General features: G+C 40.2%; 16 protein-coding genes. 7 read left to right on the forward strand and 9 right to left on the reverse strand.

Annotated elements, in window-relative coordinates; translation table 11 throughout:
* The first annotated feature begins 513 nt into the window (after positions 1–513).
* The 6 genes from CSV74_RS11280 to CSV74_RS11305 all read left to right on the forward strand — a co-directional run bounded on the left by CSV74_RS11280 (position 514) and on the right by CSV74_RS11305 (position 5,204).
* Positions 514–1,221, forward strand: coding sequence for a phosphoadenylyl-sulfate reductase (locus CSV74_RS11280; RefSeq protein ID WP_099691721.1), 708 nt, complete (start codon positions 514–516; stop codon positions 1,219–1,221).
* A gap of 69 nt (positions 1,222–1,290) precedes the next feature.
* A complete protein-coding gene (gene sat, locus CSV74_RS11285; protein WP_099691722.1) occupies positions 1,291–2,433 on the forward strand; it encodes a sulfate adenylyltransferase in 1,143 nt (380 codons plus the stop codon).
* An 11-nt stretch (positions 2,434–2,444) separates the two neighbouring features.
* Positions 2,445–3,041 carry an adenylyl-sulfate kinase gene (gene cysC / locus CSV74_RS11290; protein WP_029055108.1) on the forward strand — a complete coding sequence of 199 codons (597 nt, stop codon included), beginning with the start codon at positions 2,445–2,447 and terminating at the stop codon, positions 3,039–3,041.
* A 12-nt stretch (positions 3,042–3,053) separates the two neighbouring features.
* On the forward strand, positions 3,054–3,830 hold the full coding sequence (gene cobA / locus CSV74_RS11295) for a uroporphyrinogen-III C-methyltransferase (RefSeq protein ID WP_099691723.1): 777 nt from the start codon (positions 3,054–3,056) through the stop codon (positions 3,828–3,830).
* Positions 3,779–4,588 carry a sirohydrochlorin chelatase gene (locus tag CSV74_RS11300; protein ID WP_233190895.1) on the forward strand — a complete coding sequence of 270 codons (810 nt, stop codon included), beginning with the start codon at positions 3,779–3,781 and terminating at the stop codon, positions 4,586–4,588. The genes cobA and CSV74_RS11300 overlap by 52 nt, the downstream gene beginning before the upstream one ends.
* Positions 4,569–5,204 carry a precorrin-2 dehydrogenase/sirohydrochlorin ferrochelatase family protein gene (locus tag CSV74_RS11305; protein WP_099691725.1) on the forward strand — a complete coding sequence of 212 codons (636 nt, stop codon included), beginning with the start codon at positions 4,569–4,571 and terminating at the stop codon, positions 5,202–5,204. The genes CSV74_RS11300 and CSV74_RS11305 overlap by 20 nt, the downstream gene beginning before the upstream one ends.
* Before the next feature lie 68 nt (positions 5,205–5,272).
* Here the strand turns inward: CSV74_RS11305 and CSV74_RS11310 are convergent, their stop codons facing one another.
* From CSV74_RS11310 to CSV74_RS11335, 6 genes are all read right to left on the reverse strand, one after another.
* Entirely contained in the window at positions 5,273–5,617 is a 345-nt protein-coding gene (locus CSV74_RS11310) for a DUF6568 family protein (protein WP_099691726.1), read from the reverse strand.
* A 226-nt stretch (positions 5,618–5,843) separates the two neighbouring features.
* Positions 5,844–6,545 carry an ABC transporter ATP-binding protein gene (locus tag CSV74_RS11315; RefSeq protein ID WP_099691727.1) on the reverse strand — a complete coding sequence of 234 codons (702 nt, stop codon included), beginning with the start codon at positions 6,543–6,545 and terminating at the stop codon, positions 5,844–5,846.
* Positions 6,538–7,311, reverse strand: a complete 774-nt coding sequence (locus CSV74_RS11320) for an ABC transporter ATP-binding protein (RefSeq protein WP_099691728.1) — start codon at positions 7,309–7,311, stop codon at positions 6,538–6,540. The genes CSV74_RS11315 and CSV74_RS11320 overlap by 8 nt, the downstream gene beginning before the upstream one ends.
* Positions 7,283–8,266 (reverse strand): branched-chain amino acid ABC transporter permease, encoded by a 984-nt coding sequence (locus CSV74_RS11325; RefSeq protein WP_099691729.1) that lies wholly within the window; start codon positions 8,264–8,266, stop codon positions 7,283–7,285. The genes CSV74_RS11320 and CSV74_RS11325 overlap by 29 nt, the downstream gene beginning before the upstream one ends.
* A gap of 4 nt (positions 8,267–8,270) precedes the next feature.
* The gene (locus CSV74_RS11330; protein ID WP_099691730.1) at positions 8,271–9,155 is read right to left on the reverse strand and encodes a branched-chain amino acid ABC transporter permease; all 885 of its coding nucleotides are present in this window, start codon (positions 9,153–9,155) and stop codon (positions 8,271–8,273) included.
* Positions 9,156–9,262: 107 nt separating this feature from the next.
* Entirely contained in the window at positions 9,263–10,414 is a 1,152-nt protein-coding gene (locus CSV74_RS11335) for an ABC transporter substrate-binding protein (RefSeq protein WP_099691731.1), read from the reverse strand.
* 659 nt (positions 10,415–11,073) lie between these two features.
* Here CSV74_RS11335 and CSV74_RS11340 point away from each other — a divergent pair.
* Positions 11,074–11,310: a hypothetical protein gene (locus CSV74_RS11340; protein WP_099691732.1), complete on the forward strand. Its 237-nt coding sequence runs from the start codon at positions 11,074–11,076 to the stop codon at positions 11,308–11,310.
* A gap of 319 nt (positions 11,311–11,629) precedes the next feature.
* Here CSV74_RS11340 and wrbA read toward each other — a convergent pair whose 3' ends face one another.
* From wrbA to CSV74_RS11360, 3 genes are all read right to left on the reverse strand, one after another.
* Complete coding sequence (wrbA, locus tag CSV74_RS11350) at positions 11,630–12,241, reverse strand: NAD(P)H:quinone oxidoreductase (RefSeq protein WP_099691733.1); 612 nt, start codon at positions 12,239–12,241, stop codon at positions 11,630–11,632.
* 264 nt (positions 12,242–12,505) lie between these two features.
* A complete protein-coding gene (cysI, locus tag CSV74_RS11355; RefSeq protein WP_099691734.1) occupies positions 12,506–14,230 on the reverse strand; it encodes an assimilatory sulfite reductase (NADPH) hemoprotein subunit in 1,725 nt (574 codons plus the stop codon).
* A 24-nt stretch (positions 14,231–14,254) separates the two neighbouring features.
* Positions 14,255–16,069, reverse strand: coding sequence for an assimilatory sulfite reductase (NADPH) flavoprotein subunit (locus CSV74_RS11360; RefSeq protein ID WP_199170349.1), 1,815 nt, complete (start codon positions 16,067–16,069; stop codon positions 14,255–14,257).
* Positions 16,070–16,170 lie beyond the last annotated feature (101 nt).

Here is a 16,170-nt window from a genome sequence, read left to right on the forward strand (position 1 = left end):
CAGGCACGTGGGGGATTGCCTACAGCCAGGAGCCAGCTGGCGGTGGTGCTGCCAGTTGTCTCATGGCCACGGCCTACCCCGCAGTTGTGCCTGCGCTACTAAGTGGTAGTTATTTTAGTTGTGGTTCTAATAGGAAGATCTGCAACTTTGTGATACTGATTTTCTGCATTTAAAAAAGAAGTATATGAACTGCCATACACACAATTCAATGAAGGCGACTGCTGTGGCTCCTTAGCGAAAGCCATCCACCAGCGCCGTAGTGGGGACAATGAGTATTACACTTACATAGGCAGTCAAACGAGTCACCCTGTACAAAACAGAAAAATAAATGATCTTGCCAAATCACTACCCACTACCGCTTATTACCCACCATGCACCAGACTCTAATCCAGATAAACAAATTACCATGACTTGAACAAATAAAAACTTTAATCCCTACTATTCTAATTTGCATTGACTATTTTTAATTGTCTGTTAAACTGTTAATAATATAACAGTTAGCGGGGGGATGGAATGATCACATTTGAATCGTGGAAAGATTCACCGGTCTTACCAGAGTTTCCAGCAGACTCCGAGACAAAAGGAGCTTCTGAAGTATTGCAATGGGCTTATGACTACTACGGGGAGAAGTTAGTTTACGCTTGTAGCTTTGGTATCGAAGGAATTGTATTGATTGAACTGATTTCACGCGTGAAACCCGATGCCAAGATTGTTTTTTTAGACACCAATTATCATTTTAAAGAGACATATGACACGATAGAAAAAGTGAAGAAGCGTTATCCTCAGCTGCAAATTCATTTGCAACAGCCTGGATTGACTATTGGAGAACAGACAGATCAGTATGGTCTAGATCTCTGGAAAACCAATCCGAACAAATGCTGTGATCTGCGGAAGATTAAACCATTGGAAGAAGCGATTGCCCCATCCACTGCCTGGATATCAGGATTACGTCGGGAACAATCTGAAATGAGAAAGTCTACCGAGTATCTGAATGTAGATAACCGTTTTGAAAAGATTAAAGTGTGTCCGCTTATACATTGGAAATGGAAAGACGTTTGGCGTTTCGCCCACACACATGAATTGGACTATAATATACTTCATGATCAAGGCTACCCGAGTATTGGGTGCGCAAACTGTACAAAACCAGCGTTTACTGAAGAAGATATGCGCTCTGGACGCTGGACTGGTAGCGGCAAGACAGAATGCGGACTGCACACGTAAATTTTTTTAGTCTTAAAACCTAGTATTTCTATATGACTTATTAAAATGAAAAGGATAGGTGTTCAAAAAATGACAACTATACAACCACATGGCGGTAATTTAGTTAATTTATATGATCCCACTCTCTCCATTGAGGGACTGCATAAAACAGTTTCAATTGATGCAACATCAGTAAGTGATTTGGAATTAATCGCAACAGGTGCATACAGCCCGTTAACTGGCTTTTTAACTTCTAAAGATTATCATGCAGTCGTCAATGATATTCGTTTAGCAGACGGTACGATATGGAGTTTGCCGATTACGCTACCCGTTAAAGACAGTTCGGCTTACTCTGTAGGCGATACGGTTTTACTCGATTATCAAGGCGATATCTACGGCACACTTGAAATTACGGATATCTTCGAACCTGATCAACAAATCGAAGCTGAAAAAGTTTATAAGACAGCTGACCGTGCACACCCAGGTGTTGCGAAGTTACTCGATCGCGGCCCTATCTATCTTGGCGGACCGATCAAACTGATCAGAAGAATAGAACAGAAAGATTTCGCTGAATTTTATTTCGATCCTTCTGAAACTCGTCAAGCATTTGAAAATAACGGCTGGAAGACGATCGTCGGATTCCAAACGCGTAATCCTGTGCATCGTGCACATGAGTATATTCAAAAAACAGCACTTGAGATTGTTGATGCACTTTTGCTCAACCCGCTAGTTGGCGAAACAAAGTCTGATGACATTCCCGCCGATGTACGGATGGAGAGTTATCAAGTATTACTGCGTGACTACTACCCTGAAGATCGTGTGCAGTTGGCTGTCTTCCCTGCTGCAATGCGTTATGCAGGACCACGTGAAGCTATCTTTCATGCCCTTGTACGTAAAAATTATGGTTGTACACACTTTATCGTCGGCCGTGATCATGCAGGGGTTGGAGATTATTATGGCACATACGAAGCACAAGAAATCTTCTCGAACTTTACAGCGGAAGAAATCGGCATCACATTACTGTTCTTTGAACATAGTTTCTTCTGTAAAGCCTGCGGCAATATGGCAACACCTAAAACTTGCCCGCACTCTAGTGAGGACCATGTAATCCTTTCGGGAACTAAGGTACGGGAGATGTTGAAAAACGGCATCTTGCCTCCACCGGAATTCAGTCGTAAAGAAGTAGTTGATGTACTGATCAATGGCTTACAAGAAAAAGAACTAGCGAAGTGAGGGGAAACGATATGGCAAAGAACATTGTATGGCATGATCAATTAATTTCAAAAGAAGAACAGCGTATAAAAAATAAACATCATAGCGCAGTACTCTACTTCACTGGTCTATCGGGTTCGGGTAAATCTACGATTGCCAATGCAGCCGCTCGCCGGTTGCACGATCTTGGTGCTAACACCTATGTACTTGATGGCGATAATGTCCGTCATGGCTTAAATAAGGACCTCGGCTTCTCTGATGAAGCACGTAAAGAAAATATTCGTCGCATCGGCGAAGTTTCGAAATTATTCATTGACAGTGGTCAGCTTGTGTTCACCGCATTCATCTCCCCTTTCCAAGAAGACCGGGACAGCGTCAGACGTTTGGTGGAAGAAGATGAATTTGTTGAAGTGTATATCAGTTGCCCTCTTGATGCTTGTGAAGAACGTGATCCAAAGGGGTTATATGAAAAAGCACGCGCTGGTGTCATTCCTGAATTCACCGGAATTTCATCACCTTATGAAGCACCAGTAAAACCTGAACTTACATTAAAAACCGATCAATATACTGTGGAAGAGTGTGTCGAGCAATTAATCGGCTACTTACGTGAAAAAAAATGGATTAATTAAGGAGTGGTTGGAATGGGAAAAGTTTGGCTAGTCGGAGCGGGTCCTGGAGATCCTGATTTATTGACCGTCAAAGCGTTGAAAGCTATACAGCAAGCGGATGTAATTCTTTATGACAGACTGATCAATCAAGAAATGCTAACTTACGCGAAGCCGGATGCGGAATTGATTTTTGTAGGAAAGCTTCCGAAGCACCATTTCCTCCAGCAGGATATGATTAATTCCTTATTGGTTAAACAGGCGAAGCAAGGTAAACAAGTCGTACGTCTGAAAGGCGGCGATCCATTTATATTCGGTCGTGGCGGTGAAGAAGCAGCGTTTGTGGTAAGGCATCACATCCCATTCGAAGTAATTCCGGGCATCACGTCCGGAATAGCAGCTCCTGCCTATGCAGGTATTCCTGTTACTCACCGTGATTATAGTGCATCATTTGCCATCGTCACAGGCCATCGTAAAGAAGGAGCCGAGGAGGCTGAGAAATGGCAGGCTCTCGCGAAAGGAATTGATACACTGGCGATCTACATGGGTGTCAGCAATCTTCCCTATATCCAGAAGCAATTAATCCAACATGGCAAAGATCCAAACACACCCGTCGCATTCATTCATTGGGGGACTACAGAGACGCAGCGCACAGTTACTGCGACACTTTCCACCATGACGGACACGGCACGTCTTGAGGAAGTCCAAAACCCTAGCATGATTGTTATTGGAGAAGTAGTCCGCTTACGTGATGAATTACAATGGTTCGAGGAATCGAGCGAAGAACGTCGTTTGCACGAGACGATGGTATGAGAGCGATTCTATATATTTGCCATGGCAGCCGCGTAAAGAAAGGACAGCAGGCTGCTTTGGCGTTCATTCAGAAGACGATGGAAACCGAAGCGGCCCCTATTCAAGAAGCGTGTTTCCTTGAACTCGCCGATCCGTCTATCGCAGTAGGTGCCGCACGCTGTATAGAACGGGGCGCTACAGAAATTATAGCTATCCCCTTTCTGTTATTGCGCGCGGGTCATGCCAACGTGGACATTCCTACTGAGCTACAGGAAGTCATGATAAATTACCCTAATATTCCTGTTTACTACGGTGATCCAATTGGTGTGGATGAACGAATGGTCGATGTGCTGATCGAACGATTGCATGAAGCGACAGAGTCAATTCCTGAGGATGCATCCATTTTATTGATTGGAAGAGGCAGCAGTGATCCTGCTACGAAAGAAGATTTTGCGGAGATCAAAAGAATCTTCCAAGAGAAAACTATGCTTCAAAATGTTAGCGTCGGTTATCTAGCAGCTTGCGGACCTTTTTATGAAAAGGAAATCGAACGACTGCTAGAACAGCAACCTAAGAATCTATATATTTTGCCGTATTTATTGTTCACTGGTATTTTGATGAAATCAATTGAACGAACACTACAGAAAACTAAAACAACAACCGCTATTCATCTATGCCCCGAATTAGGCTATGATCCAGTGATTCATGCGATTCTAAATGAAAGGGTCGATGAGGCAGCAGAAAGGAAACGTGGTCTTTATGTTCCCCATCATGCTTGAAAACATGGATGAATCAAACATATTCTTGGTCGGTGGCGGGCACGTCGCGTATCACAAAGTACTCAACCTACATCGGTTCGGTATTCATCCTACCATTATTAGTCCTGAATTCCATCCGTCTTTTGCTGAACTTGAACAGCAAGGGACGGTTACACTCATCACGAAAGAAGCCGAATGGGAAGATGTTGCGAACGCTTTTCTTACATTGCTCGTTACAGACAATGAAGCAGTAAATGATCATCTCGCCAAGCAATTAAAGGATGCGGGTAAACTAGTCGTCCACGCTTCCAATCCATCACTAGGTACCGCGCAGATTCCAGCGGTCACGACTCGCGGTAAACTAATTATCAGTGTATCAACAAGTGGCGCTAGTCCTTCATTGGCCAAAAAGATTCGTGACGATATTGCAGAAACTTATGATGAACAATATGAGGATTATCTGGATTTCCTAGCTGATGTTAGACATTATGTGAAGCAGTATGTAGCAGATCGTGCAGAGCGCAGAACATGGCTGAAAGAAGCTATCGAGCCTATTTATCTCCATAACACAGAAGAGCGTCAAACCTTTCTGAACGAACTACAGCAAACCTCTCCTTCAGAACAGCTGGTTAATTAAAAAATGAAATAAAAAAGATCCTTAATTCACTTACGAATTAAGGATCTTTTTATATAGTTTTCAATCGATTACTTGTTCATGTAAGATTTAATTTCTTCTTCAGACATAGAAGAATCACATTTAACGTTTACTGTGTCTCCATTTGTGTAGATGAAACCAGGTACTGTTGGAATGTCGTACTCATTACGGAAAGCAGAAACACCTTTCATGTCAGCGTTTTCAATACTGTTAACGTAATAGATGTGGGCATCCGTTTCTTTGGCTACTTTGTTGAGTTTCTCAACGAAGATTTGGCAGTAAGGACATACGGATTTACCGACATAGATTACAGCCTCGCCGTTCCCTTTTACGAGTTCGTCTGCTCTTGCTGAATCAATTTTATCAAAACTAGCTATATTTTCTTCATAACTCATTTATAATCAATCTCCTTTCTTTGTTATTAGTAGTATACCGCATTGTGTAGCGACTCAAACAAATCTGCTTATGGGTTCACGTCCACATACCTTTTCAAAGAACTTTTTACACTATCTAATCAAAATATTAAAATTTTATTTAAATAAAGGTTTAACTTTAAATTATTTTCCTCTATTTTAATAAAATAAAAAAGGCAGCAAAGTTCTACTACCTTTTCAATCTTGATTAATGACCTAAATAAGCTTTCTTAATCGTATCATCTTGCAATAATTCTTTAGCAGTACCAGAAGCAACTACTTTCCCATTTTCAAGTACATAACCATGATCTGCTACTTTTAAGGCTTGTCGCGCATTTTGTTCAACAAGTAATACAGTCGTACCCGCTTCATTAATCTCTTTAATAATTTTAAATATATCTGCAACGATTATCGGTGCTAGACCCATTGAAGGTTCATCTAGTAAAAGAAGCTTTGGCCTAGACATAATCACTCTGGCAATCGCTAACATTTGTTGTTGTCCACCTGAGAGTGTACCACCGTATTGCTCTTTTCTTTCTCTCAGAATTGGAAAGCGATCCATCACCTTTTCAATATCCGCGCCAACTTCTGAATCACTTCGGTGATATGCACCCATTTCCAAGTTTTCTAAAACAGTCATTGTTGCCAAAATACCTCGACCTTCTGGAACAAGTGCTAAACCATTTCTTAAGAGCTGGTCTGGTCGACGGCCTGTAACGTCTTTCCCTAAATAATGGATTGTACCTTCTTTAGGTTTTAACAGCCCAGCAATGGTATTCATCATCGTCGTCTTGCCAGCACCATTGGCACCTAAAATCGTTACGATTGTCCCTTCTTCTACAGCTATATCTATACTTTTTAACGCTTGAATTTTACCATAAAAGGTACTGATGTTATCTAGTTTAAGCAAGCTCATCTTCCTCCTCAACCCCGAGGTAGGCTTCAATTACTTCTTTATTGTTTTGAATACTGCTCGGTGTACCTTCTGCAATTTTTTTACCAAAGTTCAAAACGATAATTCTACTACAAACACGCATCACTAGTGGCATATCATGTTCGATCAGTAGCACTGTAATATTTAACGTTTGGATTTTTTTAATTAAATTAAATAAATCATTCGTTTCTTTTTCGTTCATCCCAGCTGCTGGTTCATCAAGTAGAATTAACCTTGGTCTACTCGCTAATGCTCTTGCGATTTCTAATCTTCGCTGTGCACCGTATGAAAGGTTTTTTGCAATTGTTTCCTTGTCATTCGCTAAGCCAACAACTTCTAGTATCTCATCTGAAGTCGCCAATACTCTAGCTTCTTCTGCCTTTTGCGCTTTCGTACGAAAAACACTTTGCATCACATTCGTTTTTAGTCGGCAATGATTACCTACCATAACGTTTTCACGCACTGTTAAGTCAGAAAACAGACGGATATTTTGAAAGGTACGACAGATTCCTTTTTCTGTAATTTGATGTGGCTTCAAATTGGAAAGTGGATTACCGACAAACGATATATCACCAGAACTAGGAGGATACATAGCTGTAATCATATTAAACATCGTCGTTTTTCCAGCACCATTAGGCCCAATTAAACCAAGAATTTCGCCTTCTTCCACTGAAAATGAGACATCGGTTAAAGCTTGGATACCACCGAAGTTTTTACTGATCTTCTTTATTTCCAGTACCATGCTTTTTCTCCCCTTTCTTCTTAGGCATCAATCGTTTAAATCGGTTCATCATATTCACATCGATAATTCCTTGTGGACGGAACGCCATCATAAGAACAAGAAGTGCACCATAAATCATAAATCGATACTCGTTGATAAAACGTAAGAATTCTGGCATTGCAGATAAGAAGACAGCTCCGAATATGGATCCCCATATAACTTCGCTTCCTCCAAAAATAGAGAATATCAATATTTCTACTGCTCTGTGATAATCAAAGTCTGATGGGCTGATATACGCCATTAAATGGGCATATAATGCGCCTGCAAATCCTGCTAACATCGCGCCTTGACCGAATGCCAACACTTTGTAATAAGTAATATTAATACCCATTGCTTCTGATGCTTCTTCATCCATTTTAATAGCGGAGAAAGCACGTCCAATTCTAGAATTATTTTGTCTCACGAAGAACCAAATAACAGAAATCGTTATAATGAGTAAGACAAAAAAGACAGCTAAACTTATGAATTGGTTATTTTTCAACCCAAACATATCAGGTTCTATTCCCATACTTTTACTTAAACTAAATATTTCTCTTCCAAGATGCGGAATGCCTGATAAGCCAATTGCACCGTTTGTTAAACCATCCCAGTTAATGAAAAGGACTCGAACGACTTCACCAAACCCAAGTGTTGCAATAGCGAGATAAACACCTTGTAATCTTAAAGCTGGTATACCAATTAATGTCCCAACAATCCCTGTAAAGATCGCAGCTATAACGACACCGAGTACAAGTGGCATATTATAATTAAGCGTTAGAATAGCTGTTGTGTACGCGCCTATACTCATAAAACCTGCGTGACCCAGTGATAATTGTCCCGTTCCAAGCGTTATGTATATACTAACAGCCAGAATAATATTGATTAAAATAAAAGAACTAACTTGTAGATAATACGGGTTTATTAATTCGCCTAACATCTAATCAACCCTTTCTTCCAGTTGTAGCTGTTCCAAAGATTCCTTGTGGTCGTACGATTAAAATAACAATGATTGCGATAAACGCAACAGCATCACGATAACCTGAATCTCCATATGCTACGATAAATGTTTCAGCCATCCCTAAAATCAAGCCACCTACCATGGCCCCCCTTACATTACCTAAACCACCTAAAATAATAATAGCTAATCCTTTAAGTCCGAAAGATAAACCCATTTGGGGGTTAACAGAGTTGAAAGCTATTCCAACTAAAATTCCAGCTATTCCGCCCATTGCCGATGCAATAATAACGGTTTGCGTTATCGTTCTCTTCGTATTTACACCAAGAAGACTTGCTACTGCCAAGTTTTCTGCACTTGCACGTAATGCTTTTCCTGCCTTTGTTTTAGATAACCAAAAAGTAAGTCCAAACATAAGTAAAATAGCAATAACAAAAATAATAATTTGAACGTAATAAACAGTTGTTGATCCTAAAACGAATTTTAATTCCGAAAGTGATGTGCGAAATGGTTGGTTGCCTGAACCAAAAAAGTGATGTGCGACGTTCTCAAGAAAAATAGAAACACCGATTGTACTTATTAAAGGCGCAAGATGTGAGACACTCTCTTTTCCTCGTAATGGTCTTAGCGCAAATGTTTCCAGAAAATAGCCTAAAATTCCTGTCACTACAATGGCTACAACAAACGCAATATATAATGGCCAACCTAATATATTCGTGACGACGACGCCCATAAATGCTCCGAACATAAAGATTTCCCCGTGCCCCATGTTCACTACGTTCAATACACCAAATACGAGCGTGTAACCTAGCGCAACAATGACATAGATACTCCCTAATGTTAAACCATTTATTAATTGTTCAATTAGCAATAGTCCTCCTCCTTCTTCATTTTCGACCTATTTAATCAATCTCATTTTTCTTAAGTCATTTAGGAAAACAATAAGGCTGGGAAACCCCCAGCCCCTTTCCTTAAAAATTATTCAAATACTACGTATTCGTCACCTTCAATAATTAAAACAGTTGGCTCCATAATAATGTCGCCTTCTTCATCAAATGACATATTTCCTAGAACACCTTCAAAATCTTTAATTTCAGCAAGTGCATCACGAATCGCATCACGATCTGCTTCACCAGCATTTTTAATTGCTTCAGCCATTACATAAAAACCATCATATGCTTGTGCTGCGAACTGGTCTGGCTCCATACCGTAAGCCGCTTCATAATCTTCAACAAACTTTTTAACTTTCTCGTCGTCTTTCTTAGCGAACCAAGGAGTTGCAACGATTAAACCATTTGCAGCATCACCAGCAATTTTAATGACTTCCGGTGAGTTAAAACCATTACCGCCAACAAATGGTATGTCAATTCCCATTTTGCGGGCTTGATCAAGAATTACTGCACCTTCATTATAAAGAGCAGAAGCTAAAACTAAATCTGGGTTAAGGCTCTTAATTTTTGTTAATTGGGCTTTATAATCAGATTGTCCTAACTGGAAAGTTTCTGTTGTTAGAACTTCTAAATCTAAATCTTCAGCAACTTGCTTCATCGTGTCATATCCTGCTTTTGTGAATACATCATCATTTCCGTATAAAATAGCAACTTTTTTCGCGCCATATTTATCAATAGCTTTTTGCACAGATGCAGGAATTGCTAATGTCTCAGGAATCGAGTTTCTAAATACATATTCTCCAAGTTGTGGAATACCTTCAGCTGTGTTTGATGTACCTAGAATCGGAACACCGTTTAAATCTGCTTCTGGTCCAACAATTTGCATTTCAGTACTTAAAGTAGGTCCAATAATTGCATCTACATTTTCTGAGTTCATTAATTTTTGCGCAACTGATAATGCTTCTTCTTGTGTACCAGCAGAGTCTTCAATCTTCAACTCGATGTCGACTTCTCCTAGTTCAGTAATTTCTTTGTGTGCAAGATTGATTCCGTTTGTAATCGCTTCACCATAACTAGCACCTGAACCAGTTAAGTATGAAATAACGCCTACTTTTGCTTTTACAACATCATCAGAATCTGCACTTTCAGTATCATCTGTTGATGAGTTTCCACATGCGGCTAACATTACTAATGTGAAAGCCATTAAAACTGTAAACAAGAGTTTACTTCTTTTACTCATTCTACCCAGCCCCCTATTTGATTGAAATTTCAATCACTGAGAATTACACAACTCCCAATAATTTCTTAGTTATACCATTTGGCATTTTCATTTGTCACAACCCTGGTAATCTTATGACTCATCGAATATGAGCTTCTGTTTTTACGTGACAAAATAGTGATATAACTAATATTTTGATTATACCTTATTATTAATAGTATAGGTATAATATTTGCAATGTTTAAAACTGTCAATCACATTATAAATATTCATTTCTTAATTGCAGATAATGTAAAACATTTTATAAACTGGATTTATCCATTTATGATTATCTTCGCAGCGAGTTGTTACGGTACACTCTCTACTATTATTAATCTCGCTATATAAGATGATTTCACTTTTGCAGGGCAGTGACGACTCAGTAATTTACTAGTTTATATGTTTGTTCTTTTCATATTTAATATTGTCCTACTTATTATTGTACGTCGAAAAGCAAACAAAAAGACCTAATTAAATTAGGTCTCTTCAAATTTCTTATGCCACAATCACATAATAGAAAGATGCAGGAAAACTAATCGTTCACGCTTCCAATCCGTCTTTAGGCACTGAGCAAATTCTCGCTGTCACTACCCGTGGTAAACTGATCATCAGTGTATCAACCAAGTGGCTCAAGTCCTTCATTGGTCAAAAAGATCCGTGACGAAATTGCGGAAACCTATGATGAACGATATGAGGAGTATCTGGATTTCCTTGCTGAAGTTAGAAATTATGTGAAGCAATACGTAGCGGATCGTACAGAGCGCAGAGCATGTCTAAAAGAAGCTATCAAGCCTATTTATCTCCATAATACAGAAGAGCGTCAAATGTTTCTGAACGAACTACAGCAAACCTTTCCTTCAAAACAGCTTATTAGTTAAAAAAGATCCCTAATTCATTTGCGAATTAAGGATCTTTTTATATAGTTTTCGATCGATTACTTGTTCATGAATGATTTAATTTCTTCTTCAGACATAGAAGAATCATATTTAACGTTTACTGCGTCTCCATTTGTGTAGATGAAGCCAGGTACTGTTGGAATATCTTTGTTATTAGTAGTATACCGTAATGCTTTAGCACATAAACAAGTAAATGCTTACAAGATGATTTCGGACACTATTTTTAAAGTTAAATTCATTGATCAATCAAGAACACAGAAAAACCCTGCCTATTTAGACAGAGTTTTTCAATGACATTTATTTATTGAATTCCTTTTTTAACCCACTCTGCTACTGTGACTGTACGTTTAGCTTGATGTTTAACAGCCGCTTCTACATCTTCAATCATTTCACCAGACGACCCGACTGTAACGCTAGTTCCATATGGATTTCCACCTGCACCAAAGACTACTGGATCCGAATATCCCGGTGGAACGATAATCGCACCCCAGTGCATCATCGAAGTATATAGTGATAGGATGGTTGCTTCTTGACCGCCATGTGGGTTTTGAGCCGAAGACATTGCACTTACAACCTTATTAATCGTCTTACCTTTTGCCCATATACCACCTTGCGTATCGATAAACTGTTTCATCTGAGAAGCCATATTACCAAAACGTGTTGGCGTACTGAAAATAATAGCATCTGCCCATTCAATATCATCTGATGTTGCTACTGGTATATCTTTCGTTGCATCAGCCGTTGCTTTCCATACATCATTTTTTTCAACTACTGATTGTGGAGCCAGTTCTTGCACTTTTAAAATTTTTACATCAGCACCTGCTTCTTTTGCGCTTGCTTCTGCCCACTTGGCTAATTGAAAATTCGTTCCACCCACACTGTAAAAAATTACCGCTAACTTAACTTCTGACATTCACACATCTCCTTTAGTTTGTTCAATATTGTTTCATTAAATTCATACTAATAGAACCTATTCCTTCTTCCTTTCCCCGTTATTTCTATTACTAATCATCTCCATCCACATAATTTTCATACCTGCCCCTTACTTTACAAATGAGATAGAAATGCAACAATAAACCGATTATCTTTACAAATATCTTAGTGAGTTTTCTAAAAATCCAATACTACAATTCAAAAAGGACAGCTAGATTTTACTCTAGCTGCCCTACTGACCCATTTATACCTTATGGAAATTTGTTCCGTCCGTAGTTTCCGCAACAATTCCAGCGCGGATCACAAAGTCTCCGAAGTGCTCGCCGTCATCGCGTTCTTTCGCATAACGTTTCAATATAGGTCCTAACTCACTTAATATCTCTTCTTCACCAATATTTTCACGGTAAATCTTACTTAAGCGTTGTCCCGTAAAGCCGCCACCTAAGTACATATTATACTTGCCTGGTCCCTTACCGATGAATCCTAGTTCCGCTATCGCCGGACGTGCACATCCATTCGGGCAGCCAGTCATACGCGTCACGATTTCTTCATCGCCAAGTCCAGCTTCGTCTAGCAAGCCTTCAATTTTTGTGATCAGCGAAGGTAAATAACGTTCTGCTTCTGCCATCGCCAAACCGCATGTCGGTAGTGCTACACATGCCATGGAATTTCTACGTAATGCTGACTGCTCAGCTGGAGACTCCAAACCATACTTCGCAATAATTTCTTCTATATTATTCTTATTTGAATCTGCTACGTCACCCAATACTAAGTTTTGATTTGGACTCAAACGGAAATCACCTGTATGAATTTCGGCAATTTCACGAAGTGCGGTCATCAATTTATAGTTTTCTGTATCACGCACACGACCGTTTTCAATGAAGAACGTATAATTCCAACGATCATTTTCAGCTGGTACCCATCCATAGCGATCCCCGTTATGATCAAAGTGATAAGGGCGCGTTTCTTCCAATTCCCAGCCCAGACGGCTATGAAGTTCACTAATCAGCCAATCTAGTCCCCGAGAATCAATCGTATATTTGAAGCGTGCATACTTTCGCACGGAACGATTTCCGTTGTCACGCTGGATCATCATCAAGTGCTTCGCTACATCTACTACTTGATCTGTAGGTACAAATCCAATCAGACGACCTAACTGAGGGTACGTCTGCTCATCACCATGCGCCATTCCCATACCGCCACCTACAGCAACGTTGAAGCCGACTAATTTTTCGTCTTCTACTATCGCAATCAACCCAATGTCTTGAGAAAATACATCAATATCATTCATTGGAGGTACCGCAATTCCAATCTTGAATTTTCTAGGCAAATACGTCGCGCCGTAGATTGGCTCTACCTCTTCCGCTGCCGTATCCACAACCTTTTCCTCATCCAACCAAATTTCATGATAAGCCGTTGTTTGTGGCAGTAAATCCAAACTTAATCTCTTCGACCACTCATATATTTCCGCGTGAACCGATGACTGATTCGGATTGGGGCTGCACATGACGTTTCGGTTAACGTCACCACAAGCCGCAATAGAATCCAGTAGCGCGTCATTCATTTCCTGGATATTCTTTTTCATATTCCACTTCAAAATCCCATGCATTTGGAATGCTTGGCGTGTCGTTAACTTTAATGTGCCGTTACCATATTTATGTGCCAGTTCATCCATAACAAGCCATTGTTTTGGCGTAGCGAAGCCAGCAGGCGTCCGCACCCGGATCATGAACTGATAGGCTGGCTCCAACTTTTGACGCTGACGCTCTACCCGTAAATCTCGATCATCCTGCAAATAACTACCGTGGAATTTCATTAGACGGTTATCATCATCTGGAATTCCTGAGCTGATGGAATCATTCATCGTTTCAATGAGATTTCCACGCAAGTAATCACTTTCAATTTTAATTTCTTCTACATCACTCGGTGCTCCATCTTGTATATGAATCGGTTTTGTTGTTGAAGACATGCTTCCACTCCCCTTCTGAATTACTTAATAGACATCTCTCTGATAGCGTTTTTCTTGAACTAACTGTGTAATGAACGCTTCGGCTTCTTCAAGTGATTTGCCGCCTTCTTGTTGAAGGATTTCCAGCAAAGTCGCGTGGACGTCTTTTGCCATGTTCTGTTCATCACCACATACATAAATCACTGCACCTTCTTCAATCCATTGGTACAGTTCTTGACTTGCTTGTTTCATACGGTGCTGTACATATACTTTTTCATCCGTATCACGTGAAAAGGCTACATCGAGGCGTGTTAACGCACCATCCTTCACGTAATTTTGCCATTCAGTCTGATAATAGAAATCTGTCACATAATGCTGATCTCCAAAGAACAACCAAGACTTTCCTTCTGCTCCTGTTTCACTACGTTCTTCAATGAATGAACGGAATGGTGCGATACCCGTTCCAGGCCCTATCATGATGATCGGCGTTCCGGAATTAGCAGGTAAACGGAAATTATCATTTTTATGGATATAGATTGGTAATGTATCTCCTGGCTCAAGGTTTTCTGCACATTGGATAGAGCAAACGCCTTGTCTGTCGCGACCATGCGCTTCGTAACGAACAACACCAATTGTCAGATGCACTTCTTCAGGATTCGCTTCTAGACTACTTGCAATTGAATATAATCTCGCTGGCAATTTACGAAGAATTCCCACCAGTTGTTGTTCTGAAGCTTCTACTGGTCCGAAGTCCGTTAATGCATCCAGTAAATCTCGTCCATCGACATACGCACGAAGTTCATCCGTATTTTCTTTATTTAGAAGTCGCTTCAACTCTTCTGACTTAGAGTAATTTGATAGTTTTTCAAGTAACGGTCTAGTCACTACAGTAACTTCTAAGTGATTCAGTAAAGCAATGCGTAAAGCACGGCGCTCTCCTTGTGAGTTAATTTCTACTGTTTCTTCTGCATTCCAATCCCCTACTTTAATAATCTCATCGATTAAGTCGGAATTATTCGTTGGGAAAATCCCTACACTATCGCCTGGTTCATATGTCAGCCCAGAGCCTTCTAATGAAATCTCTACGTGACGCGTTTCTTTATTAGAACCACGGCCGTTTAGGTTAATATTTTCAAGTACTTCTGCATTAAATGGATTCGTGCGTGAATACTGAGTAGAAGATGTAGTTTCGACTTCTACACTAGCTGCAGCTGATTGGCCGCCCGTTTGAATTTCCAAGGAAACTTCAACCGCAGCTAGCCACTGTGCTGCTGGTTCATCATAATCCAAATCACAATCTACACGTGGTGCTAACTGAACAGCGCCAAGGTCAGATAGTTTCTGATCGAAGTCAGCGCCAGTCTTACAGAAGAATTCATACGAGCTATCGCCAAGTGCCAATACTGAATAATGGAGATGATCTAGTTTCGGGGCACGTTTTCCATGCAAGAATTCAAAAAATGGTAAGGCCGTGTCAGGTGGATCTCCTTCTCCGTGCGTACTGACGACAAGTAATAGGTTTTCGATTTTCTTCAGGTTATTCGGTTTAAAATCATTCATGGACTGGATGGTTACATCAAAAGATTGTTCTTTTAACTTAGCTGCCGCTTGTTCTGCGATTCCCTGCCCGTTGCCTGTTTGGGAGCCATAAAGTACAGTTATTTCTTTTACTGCCGTCGGAACTTCTATAGCGGGACGCTCTAATACAGCGACGCCACCCGATGGTACTGAAGCTGAGCTGATAGCTGTTAAATAACCACTCAGCCAACTTTGCTGTGTTTCTGTGATGCTCGGTAATAAACGATTGAGCAATTCCACTTGTTCTTCACTAAAAGGACTGTTCGATACTTGTAACGCCATATTCATCACCCTCGCAACCTCTTATTGTATTTTTTATAATCGCTTAATGTTGCAGAAAATCTGACTAGACTGACAACTATTTTTAAGATGATTTCATTGTA

The sequence above is a fragment of the Sporosarcina sp. P19 genome, from assembly GCF_002743165.1.
GTDB lineage: Bacteria > Bacillota > Bacilli > Bacillales_A > Planococcaceae > Sporosarcina > Sporosarcina ureae.

What these genes read in the sequence shown, in the direction of transcription:
- CSV74_RS11280 (WP_099691721.1), top strand. Translation starts at nt 514, where the DNA reads ATGATCACATTTGAATCGTGGAAAGATTCACCGGTCTTACCAGAGTTT.
- sat (WP_099691722.1), top strand. Translation starts at nt 1,291, where the DNA reads ATGACAACTATACAACCACATGGCGGTAATTTAGTTAATTTATATGAT.
- cysC (WP_029055108.1), top strand. Translation starts at nt 2,445, where the DNA reads ATGGCAAAGAACATTGTATGGCATGATCAATTAATTTCAAAAGAAGAA.
- cobA (WP_099691723.1), top strand. Translation starts at nt 3,054, where the DNA reads ATGGGAAAAGTTTGGCTAGTCGGAGCGGGTCCTGGAGATCCTGATTTA.
- CSV74_RS11300 (WP_233190895.1), top strand. Translation starts at nt 3,779, where the DNA reads ATGGTTCGAGGAATCGAGCGAAGAACGTCGTTTGCACGAGACGATGGT.
- CSV74_RS11305 (WP_099691725.1), top strand. Translation starts at nt 4,569, where the DNA reads ATGTTCCCCATCATGCTTGAAAACATGGATGAATCAAACATATTCTTG.
- CSV74_RS11310 (WP_099691726.1), bottom strand. Translation starts at nt 5,617, where the DNA reads ATGAGTTATGAAGAAAATATAGCTAGTTTTGATAAAATTGATTCAGCA.
- CSV74_RS11320 (WP_099691728.1), bottom strand. Translation starts at nt 7,311, where the DNA reads ATGGTACTGGAAATAAAGAAGATCAGTAAAAACTTCGGTGGTATCCAA.
- CSV74_RS11325 (WP_099691729.1), bottom strand. Translation starts at nt 8,266, where the DNA reads ATGTTAGGCGAATTAATAAACCCGTATTATCTACAAGTTAGTTCTTTT.
- CSV74_RS11335 (WP_099691731.1), bottom strand. Translation starts at nt 10,414, where the DNA reads ATGAGTAAAAGAAGTAAACTCTTGTTTACAGTTTTAATGGCTTTCACA.
- wrbA (WP_099691733.1), bottom strand. Translation starts at nt 12,241, where the DNA reads ATGTCAGAAGTTAAGTTAGCGGTAATTTTTTACAGTGTGGGTGGAACG.
- cysI (WP_099691734.1), bottom strand. Translation starts at nt 14,230, where the DNA reads ATGTCTTCAACAACAAAACCGATTCATATACAAGATGGAGCACCGAGT.
- CSV74_RS11360 (WP_199170349.1), bottom strand. Translation starts at nt 16,069, where the DNA reads ATGGCGTTACAAGTATCGAACAGTCCTTTTAGTGAAGAACAAGTGGAA.